20 protein-coding genes are annotated in these 23,363 nt (G+C 65.0%); 14 read left to right on the top strand and 6 right to left on the bottom strand.

What is annotated here, in order from left to right; translation table 11 throughout:
- Positions 1–4: 4 nt before the first annotated feature.
- A complete protein-coding gene (locus BRADO_RS11375; RefSeq protein WP_041756376.1) occupies positions 5–1,768 on the bottom strand; it encodes an ABC transporter ATP-binding protein in 1,764 nt (587 codons plus the stop codon).
- A 285-nt stretch (positions 1,769–2,053) separates the two neighbouring features.
- Between BRADO_RS11375 and BRADO_RS11370 the strand changes: the two genes are divergently transcribed.
- Positions 2,054–3,124 (top strand): glycosyltransferase family 4 protein, encoded by a 1,071-nt coding sequence (locus BRADO_RS11370; RefSeq protein WP_011925466.1) that lies wholly within the window; start codon positions 2,054–2,056, stop codon positions 3,122–3,124.
- A gap of 94 nt (positions 3,125–3,218) precedes the next feature.
- Here the strand turns inward: BRADO_RS11370 and BRADO_RS11365 are convergent, their stop codons facing one another.
- The 3 genes from BRADO_RS11365 to bioB all read right to left on the bottom strand — a co-directional run bounded on the left by BRADO_RS11365 (position 3,219) and on the right by bioB (position 7,702).
- Positions 3,219–4,421, bottom strand: a complete 1,203-nt coding sequence (locus tag BRADO_RS11365; RefSeq protein WP_041757451.1) for a GGDEF domain-containing protein — start codon at positions 4,419–4,421, stop codon at positions 3,219–3,221.
- A 161-nt stretch (positions 4,422–4,582) separates the two neighbouring features.
- Entirely contained in the window at positions 4,583–6,448 is a 1,866-nt protein-coding gene (locus BRADO_RS11360) for an alkyl/aryl-sulfatase (RefSeq protein WP_011925464.1), read from the bottom strand.
- Between the two features lie 210 nt (positions 6,449–6,658).
- Positions 6,659–7,702: a biotin synthase BioB gene (bioB, locus tag BRADO_RS11355; protein ID WP_041756375.1), complete on the bottom strand. Its 1,044-nt coding sequence runs from the start codon at positions 7,700–7,702 to the stop codon at positions 6,659–6,661.
- Positions 7,703–7,818: 116 nt separating this feature from the next.
- Between bioB and BRADO_RS11350 the strand changes: the two genes are divergently transcribed.
- The 4 genes from BRADO_RS11350 (at position 7,819) to BRADO_RS34950 (ending at position 12,345) form a co-directional block, all read left to right on the top strand.
- Positions 7,819–8,454 (top strand): GntR family transcriptional regulator, encoded by a 636-nt coding sequence (locus BRADO_RS11350; protein ID WP_011925462.1) that lies wholly within the window; start codon positions 7,819–7,821, stop codon positions 8,452–8,454.
- A 342-nt stretch (positions 8,455–8,796) separates the two neighbouring features.
- Entirely contained in the window at positions 8,797–10,593 is a 1,797-nt protein-coding gene (locus BRADO_RS11345; RefSeq protein WP_011925461.1) for an NAD(P)/FAD-dependent oxidoreductase, read from the top strand.
- Positions 10,594–11,398: 805 nt separating this feature from the next.
- Entirely contained in the window at positions 11,399–11,578 is a 180-nt protein-coding gene (locus BRADO_RS11335) for a hypothetical protein (protein ID WP_011925459.1), read from the top strand.
- A gap of 182 nt (positions 11,579–11,760) precedes the next feature.
- The gene (locus BRADO_RS34950; RefSeq protein WP_011925458.1) at positions 11,761–12,345 is read left to right on the top strand and encodes a hypothetical protein; all 585 of its coding nucleotides are present in this window, start codon (positions 11,761–11,763) and stop codon (positions 12,343–12,345) included.
- Positions 12,346–12,595: 250 nt separating this feature from the next.
- Here BRADO_RS34950 and BRADO_RS11325 read toward each other — a convergent pair whose 3' ends face one another.
- Entirely contained in the window at positions 12,596–14,143 is a 1,548-nt protein-coding gene (locus tag BRADO_RS11325) for a winged helix-turn-helix domain-containing protein (RefSeq protein WP_011925457.1), read from the bottom strand.
- A gap of 97 nt (positions 14,144–14,240) precedes the next feature.
- On the opposite strand from BRADO_RS11325, the gene BRADO_RS11320 reads away from it, so the two are divergent.
- Complete coding sequence (locus BRADO_RS11320; protein WP_011925456.1) at positions 14,241–14,720, top strand: cupin domain-containing protein; 480 nt, start codon at positions 14,241–14,243, stop codon at positions 14,718–14,720.
- Positions 14,721–14,799: 79 nt separating this feature from the next.
- On the opposite strand, the gene BRADO_RS11315 is transcribed toward BRADO_RS11320, so the two are convergent.
- Complete coding sequence (locus BRADO_RS11315; RefSeq protein WP_244423019.1) at positions 14,800–15,291, bottom strand: CBS domain-containing protein; 492 nt, start codon at positions 15,289–15,291, stop codon at positions 14,800–14,802.
- Between the two features lie 463 nt (positions 15,292–15,754).
- On the opposite strand from BRADO_RS11315, the gene BRADO_RS11310 reads away from it, so the two are divergent.
- From BRADO_RS11310 to soxA, 8 genes are all read left to right on the top strand, one after another.
- Positions 15,755–17,155 (top strand): MFS transporter, encoded by a 1,401-nt coding sequence (locus tag BRADO_RS11310; protein WP_041756373.1) that lies wholly within the window; start codon positions 15,755–15,757, stop codon positions 17,153–17,155.
- A 137-nt stretch (positions 17,156–17,292) separates the two neighbouring features.
- Entirely contained in the window at positions 17,293–17,742 is a 450-nt protein-coding gene (locus BRADO_RS11305) for a (2Fe-2S)-binding protein (protein WP_011925453.1), read from the top strand.
- Between the two features lie 11 nt (positions 17,743–17,753).
- A complete protein-coding gene (locus BRADO_RS11300) occupies positions 17,754–19,937 on the top strand; it encodes a molybdopterin cofactor-binding domain-containing protein (protein ID WP_041756372.1) in 2,184 nt (727 codons plus the stop codon).
- Positions 19,938–19,992: 55 nt separating this feature from the next.
- Entirely contained in the window at positions 19,993–21,273 is a 1,281-nt protein-coding gene (locus tag BRADO_RS11295) for an NAD(P)/FAD-dependent oxidoreductase (RefSeq protein WP_011925451.1), read from the top strand.
- Positions 21,257–21,703, top strand: a complete 447-nt coding sequence (gene soxX, locus BRADO_RS11290; RefSeq protein WP_041756371.1) for a sulfur oxidation c-type cytochrome SoxX — start codon at positions 21,257–21,259, stop codon at positions 21,701–21,703. The genes BRADO_RS11295 and soxX overlap by 17 nt, the downstream gene beginning before the upstream one ends.
- A 6-nt stretch (positions 21,704–21,709) precedes the next feature.
- Positions 21,710–22,198: a SoxY-related AACIE arm protein gene (locus BRADO_RS11285; RefSeq protein ID WP_011925449.1), complete on the top strand. Its 489-nt coding sequence runs from the start codon at positions 21,710–21,712 to the stop codon at positions 22,196–22,198.
- Entirely contained in the window at positions 22,198–22,518 is a 321-nt protein-coding gene (gene soxZ / locus BRADO_RS11280; RefSeq protein WP_011925448.1) for a thiosulfate oxidation carrier complex protein SoxZ, read from the top strand. Before BRADO_RS11285 ends, soxZ begins: the two co-directional genes overlap by 1 nt.
- The gene (gene soxA / locus BRADO_RS11275; protein ID WP_011925447.1) at positions 22,515–23,291 is read left to right on the top strand and encodes a sulfur oxidation c-type cytochrome SoxA; all 777 of its coding nucleotides are present in this window, start codon (positions 22,515–22,517) and stop codon (positions 23,289–23,291) included. Before soxZ ends, soxA begins: the two co-directional genes overlap by 4 nt.
- Positions 23,292–23,363 lie beyond the last annotated feature (72 nt).

Genomic DNA, 23,363 nt, shown 5'->3' with positions numbered 1-23,363 from the left:
CGGCTCACGCCGCGAATTTGGCGAGTCGGTTCATCTCCTGCGTGACGAGCTCGCGATAAGGCCCCTCACCCTGCATGAGCCGGTCGGGCGCGCCGTCCTCGATGATCCTGCCCGATCTCAGCACGACCACCCGATCAAAATTGCGCAAAGTCGCGAGCCGATGCGCGATGGCGATCACGGTGCGCCCGCGCATCAGCCGGCTCAGCGCCTCGCGGATCGCCTCCTCGGATTCGCTGTCCAGCGCGGCCGTCGCCTCGTCGAGCAGAAGGATCGGCGCGTCCTTCAGGAAGGCCCGGGCGATCGCGATTCGCTGGCGCTGGCCACCGGAGAGCTTCACGCCGCGATCGCCGACCATCGTATGCAGTCCCTCCGGCAGCGTCTCGACGAAATCGCAGCGCGCCGCAATCGCCGCGCGGAGCACCTCGTCATCGGTCGCGCTCGGCCGGCCGTAGCGGATGTTCTCCAGAATGGAGCGGTGGAACAGCGAGATGTCCTGCGGAACCACCGAGATCGCCTCGCGCAGGCTCTGCTGGGTGACCTTGGCGATGTCCTGGCCGTCGATCGTGATGCGGCCGGCTTGCGGATCGTAGAACCGCTGCAGCAAGGTGAACAGACTCGACTTGCCGCCGCCGGACTGGCCGACGAGGCCGACGCGCTGCTCGGGCTGCAGCCGCAGCGAGAAGTTCTCGAACAGCTTGTGGCCGCCGGGATAATGGAAAGTGATGTTGTCGAAGGCGATCGCGGCACCGCTCTTGACCAGCGGCTCGGCCTCGGGATGATCGCGCAGCTCGTGCGGCTGCAGCAGCGTGGCGATCGCCTCGCTCATGCGCGCGACGTGCTGGGTCACGTCGACCAGCGCCACCGCGAGGTCGCGCGTGGCGTTGAGAATGCTGAGGCCGAGGGTGCAGACCAGCACGACGTCGCCGGTGGTCGCCCCGCCGCGCTGCCAGAGCGAGATTGCCCAGGCCATCAGCGCCACCGTCAGCACGATCGTCACCGTCGCATGCAGGATGCGCAGCTTCTCGAGATAGCGCAGGCTGCGTCCGCGCGCTTCCAGTTCCTTGTTCACGGTCGCGTCGAACCGGTCGTGCTCATGACGCAGGCCGCAGAACGCGCGCACCAGGGGCATGTTCGAGATCACGTCGACCATCTCGCCATCGACCATCGCCGCCTTGTCGGCGAAATCATCGTGCAGCGGCTTGCCCGCCGCCGCAAGACGGAACATCGCCAGCACCATCATTGCCGCGATGAATAGCAGGCCGATCGCCATCGGGCCGCTCACGGTTCCAATCAGACAGATCGCGGCCACCGTGGCCATGCAGGGCGGCAGCACGTTCCAGACAAACATGTTCTCCACCGTGAAAACCGCGTTCGACGTCGCGGTGATGCGGCTCGACAACATTCCTGGCAGCCGATCGCCGAAATAGCTCGGCGAATGGCCGGTGAGATGGCGAAAGATGTCGCGACGCAGATCGCCGGTGACGCTGACGAAAGTGAAGCTCGCGATCCAGCTGGCGACGCGCCACAGAATGTTGTCGGTTGCAATCAACGTCATCAGCAGCACGAATGCGGCCCACACATTGCCGTTGACGCGCGGTCCGGCAGACAGGCTGTCCACGAGGAACTTCACGCCGTACTGAGTGCCTACTGAACAGGCAACTGCACCCAGAACGGACGTCAGGATAACGAGGTGAGCTGCCGGACGCCTGCGCAGATAACGCATGACGAAGGGAAACGGCCGGTGCGCATAGCCTGATAGTTGATCCATAATTATCCCCGCGACTGTTTGGCGACACCCGTTGCGGCGAGATGAACGAGGCGTGGTTTCATCAGTTCCGCTGTGCAGCAGCACATCCGCTCTGCCGCTTTTGCATGATGGCGCACTGCGAGCGTTGACCGCCTCGGATGGCATCAATGAGGTGAGGCGGAACACGTTGTGTCGAAGAAAGAGTGATCGACACCGCGGAACTTCACCGACTCCACAACGTTCCCGCTGTGGCAGTGCCGGTGCCATCGGGGGCTTCATCCATGATCACGAAGAGGAGACGGTGAGATGCGCATTGCGCAGGTTGCTCCATTGACGGAGGCCGTGCCTCCGAAGCTCTACGGCGGCACTGAGCGCGTCGTTCATTGGTTGACCGAAGAGCTCGTTGCCCTCGGACACGACGTGACCCTGTTCGCCAGCGGCGATTCGCAGACCTCGGCAACACTCTGTCCGACCTGGCCGAAGGCACTGCGCCTCGACGGCTCGGTGCGCGATCCCAACGCGCTGCACATGGTCATGCTGGAGAATGTCCGGCAGCGTTGTGACGACGAGGAGTTCGACATTCTCCACTTCCACCTCGACTACTATCCGTTCTCGTTGTTCCACCGCCAGCCGACACCGTTCCTCACCACGCTGCACGGCCGGCTCGATCTCCCTGAGCATCAGCCTGTCTTCTCGATGTTCAAGGATGTTCCGGTCGTGTCGATCTCCGATGCACAGCGCCGCCCGGTGCCGAACGCGAACTGGGTGCGCACCGTGCTGCACGGCCTCCCCGAAAAGCTGCTCATGCCCCGGCCTTCGACGCCGAGCTATCTCGCCGTGCTCGGGCGCATCGCGCCTGAAAAAGGTGTCGACCGCGCCATCAAGATCGCGATGCGCTGTGGCATTCCGCTGAAGATCGCGGCCAAGGTCGACCGCGCGGATCAGGACTATTACGATCAGCTGATTCATCCGCTGATCAACGACAACCCGCTCGTCGAGTTCATCGGCGAGATCGGCGACCACGAGAAACCGGAGTTCCTCTCCGGCGCGCTCGGCCTGCTGTTGCCGATCGACTGGCCGGAGCCGTTCGGCCTCGTGATGATCGAATCCATGGCCTGCGGCACACCCGTGATCGCCTACAATCGCGGCTCGGTTCCGGAGGTGATCGACGACGGCGTCACCGGCTTCATCGTCGAGGACGAGCTCAGCGCGGTCGCTGCCGTCAACCGGCTGCATGATCTCAGCCGCGCCCGCGTCCGCGAGCGGTTCGAGCAGCGATTCACGGCACGCCGCATGGCGCTCGACTATCTCGCCGCCTATCGTCGGCTGATCGAGAAGGCCGAGCCGCGCATCCGGCTGGTCAGCAGCGCGGAGTAGACGACGTCGCGTCCTCGCGAGGGCTGACTCGCCACGATCCAGCCCTCGCGTCCGACGGCATCAAATCCCGACATCCGCCGTCTTACCCGCAAGCTCACGCTGCGGACGCAGCAGACATCGTCGTCTCCGCATTCCCTCGACCGGAGCGCTGCGTGATGCGGTGCGACTTGTCCATTCCGGGAGCATCCGCGAGGACGAACCCGCCCCGGGCAGCTTTCGCCTGATACAGCGCGCGGTCGGCCTGCGACAGCAGCGCCTCGGCGCTGCTAACGTGGCCATCCGACAGCGCCGCGCCGACGCTGACGCCAATCACCACCTCATGCCCGTCGATGTAATAGGGCGCCGCAACGACGTCCACGATGCGCTCCGCCAATGACCGCGCCGCCGCTCGTGAGCGAAGCGAGTTGTCCGCGAGGATAAACTCGTCGCCTCCCATCCTGACGATAAGACCGCCGGAGTCCAGCAGCGAGGTCAGCCGCGAAGCGACCTGCTTGAGCAGTGCATCGCCGACGGGGTGGCCGAACCGGTCGTTGGCCGCCTTGAAGTGATCGAGATCGATGGCGTAGATCGCGATCATCTGGCTGTTGCCGTCCGCGATCAGGGCCGGAAGATCGGTCGCCAGCGCCGTGCGGTTGTGGACTCCCGTCATTGGATCGATGCGAGACAGCCGCTCGAACTGCTCCCGGAGATGGATCTGGCTCATCGACGACCTGAAGCTCAGCCGCAGCAGCTCAAAGGCGGCGAAGAGGAAGATGATCATCATCATAGCAAGCCCGAGATGCGGGAGGTCTGACTGCATCAGGGCCACGGCGATGGGCGGAAGACCCAGAACGCTCAAGGCAGCAATTGCGAGCTGTGGCAATAGCGTCAGTCGCGCGATGAGGCCGGCGCCGAACCCGAAGCCGAAGCTGAGCGCGAAGGTCGTACACGTCGGATCGCCAAGCTGCAGACTGCGCGCGGCCAGCAGGCCGACCACCAGCGAGACGCTGAGGGTGGCGATCGCACACGGGCGGCGAAGCCGCAGGATCTCATCCGTAGCCGGAGGCCGCTCCCCGGCCATGCGCCGCCGGAAGGACAGCACGCCGCGGATCCGCAGCAGGGTCAAGATCACGCCGAGAACACCCAGCATGCCCGTGACGACATCACCCATATGCCACGCAATGATCCCGCTGGCGATGGTGAGGGACACCGCCATCAGCACGAACGGCAATAGCGAGCTGTGTAGCGTTTTGAGTACTTCAACACGAACTGCGTCGGAAACTGGCGGAAGGTCCGTTCCTATCCAAGATGACAGCATGGCGCGAGCTCCAAACATTGCGCCATGCTGCACCACGGCCGGTAAAATTACGGCACGACGGAAGATTCAAACTTTAACGACATTGTCCCCCGCGTCCCGAGACTCGGGAGATCGTCTTTACGAAGGATCAACCCTTTCCGCCAGGAGCTGCGCTTGCGTACCTACGTCATCCTGGCGCGTTTCGGCTCGACGATCTCGAACATGCGCGGGAATTCGTCCATCAACGACATCAGCTCGGCGAGCCGCATCGGGTTGCCGGCAAAGCTGATCTTTCCGGCGGCGACGGCCTCCGGAAAGGTCGTTGCCTTGGCGATGATCTCGTCGAGTGTCGCGCGCGCCAGGGTGAAGCCGGCGTCGGCCGTGGAGGCCTGAACGCCGACCGCGTAGGTGAGCGCACAGTTCTGTAGCGTCAGCACGAAGCGCTCGCCGGTGTCGGTGAAGGTCCAGTTCAGCACGATATGCTTGCCCTCCGCTTTCGGCCCGTTCAGGCGGACGCCGAGCACGTCCCACAACTGCTCGGTGCGCAGCGCCGCCAAGGTCTCGCGCGGCATGCCCGGGCGCGCCGGAACCTCCGGCATGCCGTGGCGAAGCTCCTGCGCGCCGAACAGATAGGCGTTGCGCCAGGTCGCACTCTCCGCGGCGTAGCCGAGTTGCTCCAGCGTATCGGCGAGCAACATACGAGCCTCGACATTGTCGGGCTCGGCGAACACGAGGTGACCGACGGCCTGCGCGACGAAGCGGAGCTCGCCCCTGGCGAAATCCGCGCGCGCCCGCGCCAGCAACGCCTCCGCGCCCCCCATGTACTCGACATATTTGCGTCCGGCCTCGACCGGCGGCAGCGGATCGAGATTGACCGGATTGGCGTCGTACCAGCCGAGATATTTCTGATAGATCGCCTTCACATTGTGCCGGATATGTCCGTAATAGCCGCGCGCATGCCAGGCACCTTCGAGGCTCTTCGGCAGCCTGATCTGCTCGGCGATCTCGCTGGCGGTCAGGCCATGATTCATCAGCCGCAAGGTCTGATCGTGCGCGAACTTGTAGAGGTCGCGCTGCTCGCGGATCATGCTGTCGACGCGACTCGCGCCCCACGCCGGCCAGTGATGCTGGCCGCACATCACCTCCGCCTTGCCGCCCCACAATTGCAGCGCCTCGCCGAGATATTTCGACCAGGCCAGCGCATCGCGCACATCGGCGCCGCGGAACGGCAGCAGATTGTGGAAATTATGCGTGCAGTTCTCGGCGAGGTTCAACAGCCTGTAGCGCGGCACATAGAAATGCATCTCGGCCGGCGCCTCGCTGTTCGGCGCCATCTGGAATTCGAAGGTCACGCCGTCGATGGTCCGGGTGTCGCCGGTTGCCATGATCAGGTCGGTCGGCCGCAGCAGCGCGACGCTTCCCGCAGCCATTGTCTTGCCGAGACCGCAATCGACGTGGCCCTTCGGCCCTTTCGCCAGCAGCGGCCCGAACTGATACTGCGCCCGGCGCAGCATCGCGGGCCCTGCGATGATGTTCTCGGACACCGCATGCTCTATGAACAGGTTCGGCGCGATCAGCGGCACGCGGCCGCCGGTCACCGCGTCCTCATCGACGACGCCGCGCGCGCCGCCCCAATGATCGGTGTGGGTATGCGTGAACATCACCGCCGTCACCGGCCTGGTGCCGCGGTGCTGATGATAGAGCTCGAGCGCGGCACGCGCGCCCTCGATGGAGGTCAGCGTATCCACGACGATCACGCCGGTATCGCCCTCGATCAGCGTCATGTTGGCGATGTCGAGCCCGCGCACCTGGTAGACGCCGGGGACGACCTCGAACAGGCCGTGATGCATGTTCAGCTTCGCCTGCCGCCACAGGCTCGGATTGACGGTCGGCGGCGCCTCCTCCGCCTCCAGGAAAGCGTAGGGTTCGAGACTCCAGACGCTGCGGCCTTGCGACGTCGTCACCTTGGCCTGATCGATCGTGCCGAGGAAGCCGCGCGCGGCATCGTCGAAATCGGTCGTGTCATCGAACGGCAGTGCCGCGAGCATGTCCTGCTGCGCGGCGCTCACGGCCACGCTGGCATCTTTAGGCTCCTTGGCACCTTTGCCGCTGACCGGTCCGCTCATTGGCTGCTTCCTCCCCGCACCGAACTTCACGCATGCGATGCTAATGCGGGGATTTTCGGAGCGCAAATTGCGCAGCGCGGAAAGGATGCGCCGCAGGAGGCAAGCCCGGCCGTGACGGTGCCATTTGAAGGATCAGGCGTTCGCGGACACGTTCTCGTCGACCGCTGCAACCGAGCGCGCCGACAATGACGATGTCATGCCGAGCCGCGTGAGCAGATCGGCATCGCGCTCCGCCTGCGGATTGGCTGTCGTCAGCAGCACGTCGCCGATGAAGATCGAGTTGGCGCCGGCGAGCAGGCACAGGCTCTGCAGCTCGTCGCTCATATATTGCCGTCCGGCCGACAGCCGCACCACGCTGCGGGGCATCATGATGCGCGCGACCGCGATCAGCCGCGCCAGCGCGATTCCGTCAGGCCGCTCCGCCGTGTCGTTGACAGGCACGCCCTTGACCTCGTTCCACATGTTGATCGGCACGCTGTCCGGATGCGCATCGAGATTGGCCAGCAGCACCAGCATGCCGAGCCGGTCGTCGACCTCCTCGCCCATGCCGATGATGCCGCCGCAGCACACCTTGATGCCGGCCTCGCGGACATTCGCCAGCGTATCGATGCGATCCTGCATGGTGCGCGTGGTGATGATGCGATCGTAGAACTCGGGCGAGGTATCGACATTGTGGTTGTAGTAGTCGAGCCCGGCCTGCTTGAGCCGCGCCGCCTGTGGCGGCGTCAGCATCCCCAGCGTGACGCAGGTCTCCATCCCAAGATCCTTCACCGCACTGACCATGTCGCAGACCTGGTCGAGATCACGGTCTTTCGGATTGCGCCAGGCGGCGGCCATGCAGAACCGATCGGCGCCGGCCTCTTTGGCACGCCGCGCCGTCGCGACGACCGCGTCCTGGTCCATCAGCTTCGTCGCCTTGAGACCGGTGTCGTAGTGCGCGCTCTGCGAGCAGTAGCCGCAATCCTCCGGACAGCCACCCGTCTTGATGCTGAGCAGACTCGCGGTCTCCAGCCGCGTCGGATCGAAGTGACGGCGATGCGTGGCCTGAGCGAGAAACATCAGGTCGGGGAACGGCAGTGCGTAGAGCACCTCGGCCTCCTCGCGCGTCCAGTCATGGCGAAGCGGGGCGCCCTGCACTGTCAGATCCGACGACGACAGGCTGCTCACACGATCCATACCACCCCCAAAGTTATAGATTATCATAGAAATTATCTATGAAAATTCGCTATCACTGGACCTTAGAATACCACTGCTATTCCAGCATGCGCTTTTTCAATAGATAATCTACCATCATGCCGGACGAGAGTCTCACCACAGCCCACCGCATCGCCGAAGCCATCACCGAGCGCATCGTCAGCGGCGCGCTGCCGGCCGACGCGCCGCTGCGGCAGGACCACATCGCGCGCGAGTTCAAGTCCAGCCACGTGCCGGTGCGCGAGGCGTTCCGGCAGCTCGAGGCGCTCTATCTGGTGGTCGCAACGCCGAGGCGCGGCGTGCGGGTGGCGCCGCTCGACGCGAAGGCGACCAAGGAGATCGTCGAGATGCGGGCTGCGCTCGAAGTCGTGGCGCTGCGCAACGCCGCGCCGCGCTACACGCCGGCGCATCTTGCCGCGATCGAGCTCGCGCTGATCGAGGGCGACAACGCCGAAACGATTTCGGAATTCGAGACCGCCAACCGCGCCTTCCATCGCGCGCTCGTCGCTCCTTGCGCGATGCCGCGCCTGCTCGCGAGCCTGGACGGACTGCGCCTCGCCAATTCACGCCTCGTGCTCGCGATGGCCCGCACCGCCGGCTGGCGCCCGCGCAGCAACGGCGATCATCGCCAGATCCTGCAGGCGCTGCGCGAACGGCAGATCGGGCACGCTTGCGAGCTGCTGACACGGCACAACCAGACCATCGAGCGGCTGGCACGGCCGGGCGGCGCGTAGCGCTGCCACCGGCTCGACGGTTGGTTTGGAGACGCTCACGTCCGAGTCGGTCAGAGCCGGCATGATTTCATCGACCGCATGGATCGCGCGCTGCTCTGATGCGACACCGACCTTTTTTCGGCTGACCGGACAGCTAGCGACTTGCTGCACCCATCCGGCTCATGCACCGCAGCAATGACAACTATGACCGCCTCGTGGGTGCGTGGCGCAGGATCGTGATGAGCAACGCCGAGCAGGACCAAAAACGCAGAAATTGAACGGCACGAGTCTGGATTCGCTCCATGGTTGAGATAAGCTTGCGCCAAACTCGCAGAGCAATCGAGAACGAATGGGGAGGACATCATGCTCGACACCACGCTTGCCGCACGCGTGCAGGCTTTTCTCGACAAGTTCGAAGCCACGCTTGTTGCGCGAGATCTCGACGCCGCCGCGAGCCTGTTCGCTGCTGAATGCTATTGGCGCGACCTCGTCGCATTCACCTGGAACATCAAGACGATGGAAGGCCGCGACCAGGTTCGCGACATGCTCGGCGCCTGCCTGGCGCAGGTGAAGCCGCGCGATTGGAAAATTGCCGACGGCGAGACACCGACCGAGGCCGATGGGGTGACCGAGTCCTGGATCTCGTTTGAGACCGAGGTCGCGCGCGGATACGGCCTGATCCGCCTCCAGAACGGCCAGATCTGGACGCTGTTGACGACGATGGTCGAACTGAAAGGTCATGAGGAGAAGGCCGGCTTCACCCGTCCGCTCGGCGCCCGGCATGGCGTCAATCCCGGCGCCAAGACCTGGAAGGAATTGCGCGACGAGGAAACCGAGCAGCTCGGCTTCAAGACCCAGCCCTACGTGGTCGTCATCGGCGGCGGCCAGGGCGGGATCGCGCTCGGCGCGCGGCTGCGTCAACTCGGCGTGCCCACCATCATCATCGAGAAGAATGCCCGCGCCGGCGATTCCTGGCGCAACCGCTACAAGTCGCTCTGCCTGCACGACCCGGTCTGGTACGATCACCTGCCCTACATCGACTTCCCGAAGAACTGGCCGGTGTTCGCGCCCAAGGACAAGATCGGCGACTGGCTGGAGATGTACACCAAGGTCATGGAGCTGAACTACTGGACCAGCACCACGGCCAAGCACGCCGCATGGGACGACGCCAAGAAGGAATGGACCGTCGTCGTCGAGCGCGACGGCAAGGAGATCACGCTCAGGCCGAAGCATCTCGTCTTTGCGACGGGCATGTCGGCCAAGCCGAACATGCCGCAGTTCAAGGGCATGGACAGCTTCGAGGGTGAGCAGCATCATTCCTCGCGCCATCCCGGTCCCGACCGCTACAAGGGCAAGAAGGTGGTGGTGATCGGCTCGAACAATTCCGCGCATGACATCTGCGCCGCGCTGTACGAGGCGGGCGTCGACGTCACCATGGTGCAGCGCTCGTCCACCCATATCGTGCGCTCGGATTCGCTGATGGAATCCCTCGGCGATCTGTATTCCGAGCGCGCGGTCCGCAGCGGCATGACGACGGCGAAGGCCGACCTGATCTTCGCCTCGCTGCCCTACAGGATCCTCAATCAGTTTCAGAAGCCGGTCTACGACAAGATCCGCAAGGACGACGCCGACTTCTACGCGGGGCTGGAGAAGGCCGGCTTCCGGGTCGATTTCGGCGACGACGAGTCCGGGCTGTTCATGAAGTACCTGCGCCGCGGCTCCGGCTACTACATCGATGTCGGCGCCTCGCAGCTCATCATCGACGGCAAGATCAAGCTGGTCGCCGGCCAGGTCGAGGAAATCACGCCCCATGGCGTCAAGCTCGACAACGGCAAGGAGCTGCCGGCCGATGTGATCGTCTACGCCACCGGCTACAGCTCGATGAATGGCTTCGTCGCCGATCTCATCAGCCGGGACATGGCAGACAAGGTCGGCAAGGTCTGGGGACTCGGCTCCAATACGACCAAGGACCCCGGCCCATGGGAGGGCGAACAGCGCAACATGTGGAAGCCGACGCAGCAGGAAGCGCTGTGGTTCCACGGCGGCAATCTGCACCAGTCGCGCCACTACTCGCAATTCCTGTCGCTTCAGTTGAAGGCGCGCTACGAGGGCATCCCGACGCCGGTCTATGGCCTGCAAACCGTCCATCACAAGGCCTAGGATCGCGCCGGGCTCCTCGGCAAGCATGGCCGGCTCCTGCACGAGCCGGGCAACCCTGCGCGCACGCGGGATGGAGAATTCTCTGGCGGCTGGTTCGGCAGCGATCAGTCCCGCGTGCTGTTTGGAATCGGCCGTTTGCGACACCATGAAGGCCTGATCTGGTCGCGCAGTTCTGTCGGCCAAAATCGCCGAGCGAAACTGGACACGCGCGATCTCATCCGATGCGGAGTTAGCCGTCAAACATTCACCAAAGAATTGACCTATTCGCCACAGCTGCCCGACCGGTGCGGCCGGGCGGAATGGGAGGTTTCGACATGCGCGGAATGTTGCCACCGGGCGAAGCACGGATGCGTATGTGCGTCATGCAGATCGACAAACGCGGGCGATGGACGTACCGGGACTGGGCGAGATGGCGCTTCCTGTGGAAGTTCTTCCCCTGGTATGCGCGCGAGATGCGTTATCGCGGAGATTTTTGTATCGCAGCGGGCTGCATGCACTGGTTCTGGGAGGACGCGGACAAGAAGGAGCGAGGCTATTGCTCCGCGGCCGTCTCGCGGACGCAGCACATGATGTGGCAGGATGAATGGGAGGGGCAGAATGACCGACCAGCTCCTCGCGCCGCGAAGACTTTGCCGCGGCGATAGTCAGGGCGGAGCGGCCTTGGTGCCCGGGCCCAGTCTCCGTCGGCGACGGTGTTTCGCGAGTGGCCATGCTTCCCTGCCCAACGCGAGTCGGGACTGGAAACGGCCGTTCAAGTCAAGACGCGAAGCGAGAGCCGGTCATGCGAACAGGATCGCCTTGACCAATGTGGGCATTCACTGCTGCCATCGTCGTGTTCGTCCTGACACAGGTCATAAGCGTCCTCCTGATGTTCCGATACGGCCTGCGCGATAATCAGTCGCTCCCTCCCAGCCGAGCGGCCGAAACGACACTCATGGTCGGAACACTGATCGCCATCGCCCTCGCACTCGTCGCATCGCTGTGAAGCAATCGGAGAGTTGCCCGCGCGGTTTCCTCCCCGGGCCCGCCGGGACACACTGAGTCTGCTTCATCGAAATTCAATCATGTGGCAAATTTCCAATTGACGCATCCGGCACTTGCAACCTAGGCGTTTTCAGGGCTGGACGCGCCGTGGGCGTTGAACCTTCCGGATTCCAAGAGAAGCGGATGTCACGTAGCTTTCGAGTTTTGCCACTCGGTGTTGAAGGGCAGTACTTCAAATCGACTGCAGAGGGCTGGGTGTTTGGCGCTCCCAGACCATGGCTGACGTTTGGTCCGCGTCCCACCTACTTGGTGACTGACTCACAAAGGGCCGCGCTCGCCGACCGCATTCGGCTGAGCCGCTATCTCCGCTTACCTCTAGCCGTTCCTTTGGCCACGGTGATTTTCAGTTCTCCGCATTTCATACCGGGTACCACGCTCGTCGGAACAGCGGTGATTGCTCTGATCGTCTACGTGATGGTCGCGCATCTTGTCGAATACCTGATGATCAAGTCGCTTATTGCGGGGCTTCCACCCGGGGCAGAGCGCATGACGTTGAGTGGCATGCACCGCCAGCAGTCGAAGACGATGTCCTTGAGGGCGCAGGCCGCGCTGTGCATCTTCTTCGGCCTCATCTGCGCCGGAAGTCTGGCCTGCCTTCCGTTTGGAACGCCGGACGACCGACAGATGATCATCTATCTCGCATGTCTCTCCGGCGGCTTCTTCGTTATCTGGACCCGCATGTTGATAGCGAAACTCTTCAGTCCCTGAGCCAAGCGGCAGCTCATTCCGCTTGGGCCGAAAGCGGCCATCCAGAAGTCTGACGGCATACTTCCGGTTAAACCCGGAAAGCGGACGTTGCGGGCGGCCCGATATTGCCGCTCCCTTCTGCGTTCCCTTACCCGCGGTTTCCCCCTTTGGAGGCTTTCGGACGCCGGCCGCCCGAATGTGCCGCACCGTCAATCATGCGGCCGGCATCCGAAACCCTTCACAATAACCGATGTGTTTGCGCGTCGACGGATCATTCGGGCAATCCAGATGCGCGAAGGGACTTGCCTAGTTTCGATGCCAATTCAGGCGCGCAATCTACGCCGGCGAATTGTCCGCTGATGCGAAAGCCAGGCTGCAATTCCAGCACGCAAGCTGCCGCGGCCCTCGCCTCTTCCATACGTCCGAGCGCGGAAAGCGAAGCGGCGAGTTGCACCCAGGTGATGCTATGACCGGGATTGGCGAGGTTGGCCTTGTAGGCGGCGCTGGCCGCCTCGGCGTAACTACCGCGGTTGAAATGACCGAGCGCCTGGGCGTCGTAAGCCGCGAATGCCCAGGGATCGAACGGACTCAAGCGCATGCCGCGCTCGCTCCACTCAATCGCACGCTCAGCGTCGCCCGCCCATCCGGCTACGACGCTACCGAGGATCCAGGCAAGCGCGGTCGATGGACTTAAGGCAAGTGCGGCTTCGAAGGCCGCAAAGGCGGCCTGGCGATCATGCGCGTCCATGCCAAGCGAGAACCCGGCAAAGGTAAGCGCCAGCGCATCGTCGCGGCCATGCTCGATTGCAAGGCGCGCATGCCGCACCGATGCGATGCGGTCGTCTTCGTTCAGCCCGGCGCGCAAAAAGCGGTTGTGATGACTCATCGCGGCCAGTCCGTGAGCGAGGCCATAGGTGGGTTCGAGAGCAAGCGCGCGCGACAACTGCGTCAGAGCGACATGAGCGCGATCGGGCATGCCGGAATCAACATCGGGTTGCGCGCGCAGAACAAGCTCGTAGGCATCCAGACTGTCGGGCCGTTTGCGGAGGATACGGTCAAGTTCGGCGCGCCGCAGGCTCGGCTCGATGGCGGCGACGACAGCGAGCGCGATCTCGTCCTGCAGGGCGAACAGGTCGCCCACGGTGCGGTCGTAGCGTTCGGCCCAAATCTGTGCACCACTTGTGGCGTCCGCGAGCTGCGCGTTGATGCGGACGCGATCATCGGCGCGGCGCACGCTACCCTGCAAGACATAACGTACCCCGAGATCATGGCCGACTTGCTTCACGTCAGCGATGCGACCGCGCCAAACGAAACTCGAGTTGCGCGCGATCACGAACAGCCACCTGATGCGCGACATTCCGGTGATGATGTCGTCGACGATGCTGTCGGCGAACCAGCCGGCCTCGCCGGATTGCTCGAACGGCAGCACGGCAATCGAAGGCTTTTCGGGTCTAGGAAGCGCGGCCGGTCGAGAGGCCTCGGCGTTCGCTTCGACGCGCGTCACCGGTGGGCCAATATAGCGATAGCCGCGTCGTGGAAGGGTCTCGATCCAGCATGCGCCGCCTGGCTCGAGTGCGCGGCGAAGCGCTGCAATCTGCACGGTGAGATTGCTATCGTCGACGGCGAGCCCCGGCCACGCGGCTTCGATCAACGCGTCCTTGCTCACCGGAACTGCGGCTCGCTCCAGCAGCAGGCGCAGCAGCGCCGTGCCGCGCTGGCCAAGCAAACTAGGTGCACCGTCGCGAAGCAGCGCGCCGGTCTCGGCATCGAGGGAAAATGAGCCAAATCTGTAGGCTGCTGGCGCGCGTCGGTCGATCATTTTGGCGACATTTTGTAACAATTTCGGAGATGCTTCACGACCTTGGGATGATCTACCGGCAGATTCAAGCTCCCTGAACACCCATTGGAGAGCCATCATGAACCGACAGCCGATCATCCGAAGCCCCGGCGAAGGCAAATTCGTCAAACTCGCCGGCCAGCCCATGGGATTTCTGGTCACCGGCAAAGATACCCGGCACACGTCGATGTTCGAGTGGACAATCCCGCCCGGCTTCTCTACCGGCCTGCATGTTCACCGGGTGCAGGAAGAAACTTTTTACGTGCTGGAGGGCGAGTGCGACTGGCAGGTCGGCGACAAACGCGTGCGAGCGACCCCTGGCACCTATCTCTTCTTACCGCCGGGCGTGCCGCACAATATCGCCAACGCGTCCGACGCAATCGCCCGCGTGCTCATGACCGTGTCGCCGCCCGGACACGAGCGCTATTTTGAGGAGCTCTCCGAGACAGTGGCGCGGGGCGGGGCCGATGCAGCGACGATCGCGGAGTTGCGGGCTCGCTATGATACGGATCAGCTATCGGCACTCGAAAGCAAGGCGCTTTCCAAGCCCACGGCCTGAGCATGCAATTCTGTCGGCTCCCGAATTGTCTCGTTCGGGTCACGAGCAGACATGCTGCGGATTGCACCACCCTCCTCTGTCACCCCCCCGGGCCGTCCTTCAGGATGTAACCCATCAGGTCGTCCACATTGTGCTCCAGGTCGCGGATGATGTTCTTGACGACGTCGCCGATCGAGATCACGCCCACAACCTTGCCCGCGTCGATCACGGGCAGGTGGCGGAAGCCGCGCTGGGCCATCATGGCCATGCAGCCGTCCAGCGGATGGTCCGGCCTGACCGTCACCGGGTTGGCCGTCATCACCTGGGCGACCGGCGTCTGCTTCGCATCGAGCCCCGGCAGCAGCACCTTGATAGCGCAGTCGCCCTGGGTCACGATGCCGACCAGCACGTCGTCGTCCATGACCAGCACCGACCGGACGCGGTTGTCACGCATCTTTTGCAAGGCTTCGACGACCATGTCGCCGGACCGAACCTGGATCAGGCCGCCACTCTTCTGGGCCAGAGCGCTTCTGACTGTGCTCATCGATGTTCTATTCCACTCCCTGGTCTGTCGCGCCTTGCCGGTCTGCATGGAAGCGTAAACGAAATAGGTTGCCTCGTCAGCACTGCGCCGTCGCCCGGAGGTCCGCCACCGATGGTGCGCCGCGGTGAGCGGCAGATGCGCCAGGCGTTCGGAAAGACAGGGAGGACGCGCGTTCTCTCCTAGCGCCGTTCCGGGGCGCGCGCAGCGCGAGCCCGGAACCCATACCCGCAAGACAGGGTGTGGGGCACGCCGCTGGTGGGCATCTCGTCACCCACTTCTGTCGGTCGTCATTCCGGGCCCATTCGCGCTGCTTCAAAACGGCTGCGCCGTTTTGCGCGCGAACGCCCCCGGAATGACGGAGCGAGACGGGATATCTCCTCCCGTATCGGCCTTCTCGCCTCGCAGCCTCGCGCATAAGCCCATGCGTGCGTGACGGCTGGGGCGGCCGCCCGCTCCCGTGTACATGCTGGTCCGCACGCGCCCCGCGAACCGATGGTCTCCCAAGGTCCCCATGTCCAACCGCCTCCACGCGACCAAGCCTGCCGTTGACGGCTCGACTGACGGCCTGCCCGCCAGCCAGCGGCCCTGGGCGATCGCGGCGATCTTCACGGCGCTGTCGATGGCATCGCTCGACGTCGCCATCGCCAACATCGCGCTGCCGGCGATCTCGGCCGATCTCCATGTCTCGCCGGCCGAGGTGGTGTGGGTGGTCAACATCTATCAGATCGCCCTCGTCGCGACCTTGCTGCCGCTCGGCGCGCTTGGCGAGATCGTCGGCCACCAGCGCATCTATCTCGGCGGCCTCCTGCTGTTCACGCTGGCCTCGGTCGGCTGTGCGCTGGCGTGGTCGCTGCCGTCCCTGGTGGTCGCCCGTGCGTTGCAGGGGCTCGGCGCCAGCGGCATCATGAGCGTCAACACCGCGCTGGTGCGCTACGTCTATCCGGGAAAGATGCTGGGACGAGGCCTCGGCCACAACGCGCTGGTGGTCGGCATTTCCTTCACCTTCGGACCGACGATCGCCTCGGCCATCCTCTCGCTCGGCTCCTGGCCATGGCTGTTCGCGATCAATTTGCCGTTCGGCGTGATCGCGATCGCCATCGGCCTGAAGATGCTGCCGCGCACGCCGCGCGCCGACCACGGTTTCGACTTTCTCGGCGCCGGCCTCGCCGCGCTCTGCCTCGGCCTCTTCATCACCGGCATCGGCAGCGCCGCGCATGGCGCGACGGCCCCGATGGTGGTGGCGGAGCTCGCCGGCGCGCTCGTGCTCAGCATCATCCTGACGCGACGCCAGGCCGATCATCCGGCGCCGATGCTGCCGATCGACCTGTTCCGCCGCGGTGTGTTCGCGCTGTCGGCGGCGACCGCGGTGTGTTCGTTCTCCGTCCAGGGCCTCGGCTTCGTCTCGCTGCCGTTCTACTTCGAGGACATTCTGCAGCGCTCGCAGGTCGAGACCGGCTTCTTCATGACACCCTGGCCGCTCGCGGTGACGATCATGGCGCCGATCGCCGGCCGGCTGTCGGACCGCTTTCCCGCCGGCCTGCTCGGCGGCATCGGGCTCGTGATGCTCGGAACCGGCATGGCGCTGCTGGCGATGCTGCCGGAGAACCCGAGCATCCCCAACATCGTCTGGCGGATGCTGATCTGCGGCATCGGCTTCGGCTTCTTCCAGGCGCCGAACATGAAGGCCATCATGTCGAGCGCCCCGCCTCATCGCAGCGGCGGCGCCAGCGGCATCGTCGCCACCGCGCGGCTGACGGGCCAGACCACAGGCGCGGCGCTGGCCGCGCTGTGCTTCAGCCTGGCGGGACGCGAGGGCGCAACCCTGGCACTGGCGCTCGGCGCAGGCTTCGCCGCGCTCGGCAGCGTGATGAGTTTCCTGCGACTGGCCGTGGCGCCACCGCGGGCCCAGTGAAGCCGAACGACAAATAACCCCGCCGCTTCACAAATCTTCCGCGCCGCAAACGCATATTCTTGATTTGAAGGATTCCAACGTTCGCGCCACAGTGCGGCCCTCAGTTCAACTGGCGAGTTGAACGAAAGGGATCTGCGATGGCAAACCTGACGATTAATGGAAAATCCTATTCGCTCGACGTCGAGCCGGACACGCCGCTGCTGTGGGCGATCCGCGAGAACGCCGGATTGACCGGCACCAAATATGGCTGCGGCATCGCACAATGCGGGGCCTGCACCGTGCATCTGGACGGCACCGCCGTGCGCTCCTGCGGGGTCACCGTCTCGGAAGCCGTCGGCAAGCACATCACCACGATCGAAGGCCTGGCGGGCGACAACGGCCTGCACAAGGTGCAGCAGGCCTGGCTCGAGAACGACGTTCCGCAATGCGGCTACTGCCAGAGCGGGATGATCATGGCCGTCGCCGCGCTGCTCAAGGACAATCCGAAGCCGAGCGACCAGGACATCAACGACGCCATCACCAACATCTGCCGCTGTGGAACCTTCGCGCAGGTGCGCGAGGCGATCCACGCCGCCGCGAACGCCTGAAGGAGGCCGGCATGAATCAGCACGTGACGCCGCGCCTCAACCGCCGCTCCTTCGTCATCGGCACCGCCGCGCTCGGCGGCGGCCTCGCGCTCGGGCTCGACATTCCCTTTGGCGGACCTCAGGTGGTCCGCGCGGCCGACGGCTCTCCGGAGGTCAACGCCTGGGTGGTGATCCGCCCAGATGACACCGTGGTGATCCGCATCGCCCGCTCCGAGATGGGCCAGGGCTCGCTGACCGGTCTCGCCCAGCTCGTCGCGGAAGAACTCGCCTGCGACTGGAGTAAGGTCACTACCGAATATCCGACGCCGGGCCAGAACGTGGCGCGCAAGCGGGTGTGGGGCGATTTCTCCACCGGCGGCAGCCGCGGCATCCGCTCGTCGCAGGACTACGTCCGCAAGGGCGGCGCTGCCGCGCGCATGATGCTGATCCAGGCCGCCGCCGACGAATGGAAGGTGCCGGTGGCGGAATGCACGGCGGCAAACAGCGTCATCACCCACAAGGCGTCGGGGAAGACCACGACCTACGGCAAGGTCGCGGAAGCCGCCGCCAAGCTTTCGCCGCCGGCCGACGTCAAGCTGAAGGATCCGAAGGACTGGACCCTGATCGGCAAGGGCGTGAAGCGCCTCGACACCGCCGACAAGGTCACCGGCGCGATGATCTATGGCGCCGACATCAAGCTGCCCGGCATGCTCAACGCCGCGATCAAGGACTGCCCGGTCACCGGCGGCAAGCTGAAGAGCTATGACGAGGCCAAGATCGCCGGCATGAAGGGCGTCAAGAAGGTGGTCGCGGTCGACGGCACCGCGGTGGCCGTCGTCGCCGACACCTGGTGGCACGCGAAGACGGCGCTCGATGCGCTGCCGATCGTGTGGGACGAAGGCCCCAACGCGAAGGTGTCCTCGGAGTCGATCGGCAAATGGCTCGCGGAAGGCTTGGACTCCGGTCCTGCTTTCGTCGGCAATGAGAACGGCGATGCCAAGGCCGCGCTGGCCGGCGCGGTGAAGAAGGTCGAGGCGGTCTACAACTATCCCTATCAGAACCACGCCACGATGGAGCCGATGAACGCGACCGCGCTCTACACGCCCGAGCGCTGCGAGGTGTGGTGCGGCACGCAGAATGGCGAGGCGGCATTCGCCGCTGTGCTGGAAGCCTCAGGGCTGCCGGCCGACAAATGCGAGGTGCACAAGCTGATCCTCGGCGGCGGCTTCGGCCGGCGCGGCCAGACCGACTACGTCCGCCAGGCCGTGCAGATCGCCAAGGCGATGCCGGGTACGCCGGTCAAGCTGTTGTGGTCGCGCGAGGAGGACATGACGCATGGCCGCTATCACCCGATCACGCAGTGCAAGCTGACCGGCGGCTTCGACGCCGACAACAACCTGACCGCGCTGCACATGCGCATCTCCGGCCAGTCGATCCTGTTCAGCCTGCGCCCCGATGCGCTGGTCAACGGCAAGGACCCCGCGACCTTCCAGGGGCTTGCGCCCTCGGGCGAGGCGACGATCGGCTATTCCGTGCCGAATTTGCTGATCGAGCACTCCATGCGCAACCCGCACATCAATCCGGGCTTCTGGCGCGGCGTCAACGTGAACCAGAACGCGATCTATCTCGAATGCTTCATGGATGAGCTCGCCAATGCCGTCGGCCAGGATCCGCTGGAGTTCCGCCGCAAGCTGATGGCGAAGAATCCGAAGCATCTCGCGGTCCTCAATGCCGTGGCCGAGAAGATCGGCTGGGGCACGCCGGCGCCGGAGGGCGTGCATCGCGGCCTCGCTCAGTTGCATGGCTATGGCAGCTATGTCGCGGGTGCGGCCGAGATCTCGGTGATCGACGGCAGCAAGATCAAGGTCCACCGCATCGTCGCGTCGACCGATCCGGGCTATGTCGTCAACCCGGCGCAGGTCGAGCGGCAGATCGCGGGCTCGTTCGTCTATGGCCTGTCGGCGCTGTTCTATGGCGGCTGCACGGTGAAGGATGGCCGCATCGAGCAGACCAATTTCGACAGCTACAACTCGATGCGCATCGCCGAGATGCCGAAGGTGGAAGCGATCATGGTTCCGAGCGGCGGCTTCTGGGGCGGCGTCGGCGAACCGACGATCGGCGTCGCTGCTCCTGCCGTGCTGAATGCGTTCTTCGCCGCGACCGGCAAACGCATCCGCTCGGTGCCGCTGCGCGACCAGAACATCACCTTCGCATGATCAGCGTAGCGGCAGCCATTGGGACCAATGGCTGCCGCCGTGCTATTCTCACGCAATGATATCTACCCGCAAGCGTACGCGCAGAGAGGTCGGCGGCCTGATCGCGGCAAGTGCTGCCCTGATCGCCGCGCCTGCCGTGCTGCGCGCGCAGACGGCGGCGCGCGTGGTCGTGATCGGCGGCGGCTTCGGCGGCGCCAGCTGCGCCCGCGCGCTGCGCAAGGCGGATGAGAAGCTCGACGTCACGCTGGTCGAGGCCAACAAGATCTTCACGTCGTGTCCCCAAAGCAACGAGGTGATTGCCGGCCTGCGCGACCTCGGGGAGCAGCAGTTCGGCTACGACAAGATCGCTGCCGAGGGCGTTCGCGTGATGTTGCAGGCGGCCACTGCAATCGATGCGCAAGCGCACAAGGTGACGCTCGCGGACGGCACCACCTTGAGCTATGACCGCCTCGTGCTCGCGCCGGGCATCGACATCGATTTCACCGCGCTGCAAGGCTATGACGAGGCCGCGTCTGCCATCATGCCGCACGCCTACAAGGCCGGCGAGCAGACGGTGCTGTTGCGCCAGAAGATCGAGGCGATGCCGGACGGCGGCACGGTGGCAATCTCGGTCCCCGCCAATCCCTCGCGCTGCCCGCCCGCGCCGTATGAGCGTGCCAGCCTGATCGCGCACTACCTCAAGACCCGCAAGCCGAAGTCGAAGGTTCTCATCCTCGACGCCAAGGACAGCTTCTCGCAGCAGAAGCTGTTCGAGCAGGCGTGGCAACAGCTCTACCCCGGCATGATCGAGCGCATTCCGTTGTCACAAGGCGGCCGCGTCACCGGCGTCGACGTCGGCACGCGCACCGTCGTCACCGAATTCGGCAACTACAATCCTGATGTCGCCAACATCATCCCACCACAGAAGGCCGGCCGCATCGCCGCACTCGCCGGCGCGATCGACCGTACCGGCTGGTGCCCGATCGACGCCGCGACCTTCGCCTCCAAGCTCGTGCCGGACGTCCATGTCATCGGCGACGCCTGCCTCGGCGGCGGCATTCCGAAATCGGCCGGCGCAGCGCAGGCGCAAGGCAAGGCCTGCGCGGCCGTGATCGCGCGGGACCTGATCGCACGGCGGATCGAGCCGCCGCCGCTGCTGACCGGCATCTGCTACAGCCTCGTCGCACCGGACTACGCGTTCTCGCTGTCGGGCGTCTATCAGCCCAAGGGAGATCTGTTCGCCGAAGCGGAGGGTGGCAAGGCAAGCCCGGTCGACGCCCCGCCGGCCGCCCGCGCGGCCGAGGCGAACGCGGCAACAGCCTGGTTCAAGGCGCTGACCGATGATGCGTTCGGCTAGCCGGGTCATCGCCGTGATCGTTGCCGTCCTGCCTGCGGCCGCCGCCGCGCAGGCGCTCGCGCCGTACACGATCAGCGGCGACGGCATCGCGCAATCCCTCACCGGCCAGCCGGGCGACGCCACGCGCGGCCGCGCCCTGGTGCTCGCGCGCAGCTCGACCTGCATCCTCTGTCATTCCGGCCCGTTCCCGGAAGCGCGTTTCCAGGGTGACCTCGCGCCGAGCCTCGCCGGTGCCGGCAGCCGCTCCACGCCCGCGCAGCTGCGCTTGCGGCTCGTCGATGCTCCCAGCATCAAGCCCGGGACGATCATGCCGTCCTACTATCGCGTCGACGGCCTGACCCGCGTCGGTTCCGCCTGGCGTGACAAGCCGATCCTGACGGCGGTACAGATCGAGGACATCGTCGCCTATCTCGCGACCCTGCGCGAGTAAGCTTATATGCAACGCATGTTCACCCCACCCCACCTCTCGCGCCGCCACCTGCTGCAACTGGCGGCGACGGCCACCGCGGCCAGCGCGCTACCGCTGATCACCGTTCGGCCGGCGCAGGCGACGCCGGCGATGCTGGCGTCCGCCATCCGCAACGTCGTCGGCGAGGCCAAGCTGCAAGTCGGCAAGGTCCGGCTCGATATTCCGCCACTGGTCGAGAACGGCAACACCGTTCCGATGACGGTCAGCGTCGATCACCCGATGGCGCCGGACAGCTACGTCAAGAGCATTCACGTCTTCAACGAGAAGAACCCGCAGCCCAACGTCGCCAATTATCATCTCGCGCCGAGCGCCGGCCGCGCCCAGGTGACCACCCGCATCCGGCTCGCCGACACGCAGAAGGTCGTCGCGATCGCAAAGCTCTCCGACGGCACGTTCTGGTCCGCGACCGTCGACGTCATCGTCACGCTCGCCGCTTGCACCGAGGAGATGCCGTGATGCCCGCCGCCCTCGTCAACGTTCCCGCGAAGGCCAGGCGCGGCGCGGTCATCGAGATCAAGACCTTGATGAGCCACGTCATGGAAACCGGCTATCGCCACACCGCCGCCGGCGAGGTCGTGCCGCGCGACATCATCACGAGCTTCACGTGCAAGTTCAACGGTGCCGAGATCTTCCGCGCCGATCTCTATCCCGCCATCGCCGCCAACCCGTTCCTGTCGTTCTTCACAACGGCCAGCGAGAGCGGCAGGTTCGAATTCGAGTGGATCGGCGACAACGGCTTCGTCGCCACGGCGTCCGCGGCGATCACCGTCGAATGAGGCCCTACGCGCTCCTCGCTACGGCTCTGCTGATCTTGGCGCTGCCCGTGCTGGCCGGCGAGATCGCGCCCTCCGACCGCCGCTCCGGCTATGAGTTCATGTCGTCCGACAGCAAGGCTATGCAGGATGACGACACCGCCAATCCCGCGATGCTGTCGGTGCTCGATGGCGAGACGCTGTGGAGCACGAAGTCCGGCGCGGCAAACAAGTCCTGCAACGACTGCCACGGGGACGTCACCGTCGGCATGAAGGGCACGGCGGCACGCTATCCAGCCTTCGACGCAACGAGCGCCACGCCGGTCGATCTCGGCCAACGCGTCAATCTCTGCCGCAGGCAGCATCAGCAAGCGGATCCCTTTGCGCCAGAGAGCCGCGAGTTGCTCGCGCTGACGGCGCTGATCGCAAAGCAGTCGCGCGGCATGCCGATCAACGCCGGCGACGATCCACGCCTCGCCTCATCGGTCGCGCGCGGCCGCGAGCTGTTCTTCCAGCGCCAGGGCCAGCTCAACCTCGCCTGCGCCAATTGCCACGACGACAATTGGGACAGGCACCTCGCGGGCTCGTCCATTACGCAGGGGCAGCCGACCGGCTACCCGATCTACCGCCTGGAGTGGCAGGGCATGGGCTCGCTGCAGCGCCGCCTGCGCGGCTGCATGACCGGCGTCCGCGCCCAGGCTTTCGACTTCGACGCGCCGGACATGATCGCGCTCGAGCTCTATCTGATGTCGCGCGCACGCGGCATGAAGATCGACGCACCCGCGGTGCGGCCGTGAGCGGTCAAGCCCCACGCGCCGTCAAGTGAGTGACTCGTCATGCCCGGGCTTGACGGCCGAGAGACCTTCGGC

It is taken from the genome of Bradyrhizobium sp. ORS 278 (genome assembly GCF_000026145.1).
In the GTDB taxonomy this organism is placed as follows: domain Bacteria; phylum Pseudomonadota; class Alphaproteobacteria; order Rhizobiales; family Xanthobacteraceae; genus Bradyrhizobium.
Note: the sequence above shows the minus strand (reverse complement) of the source record. Positions and strands in the feature narration are given on the sequence as shown.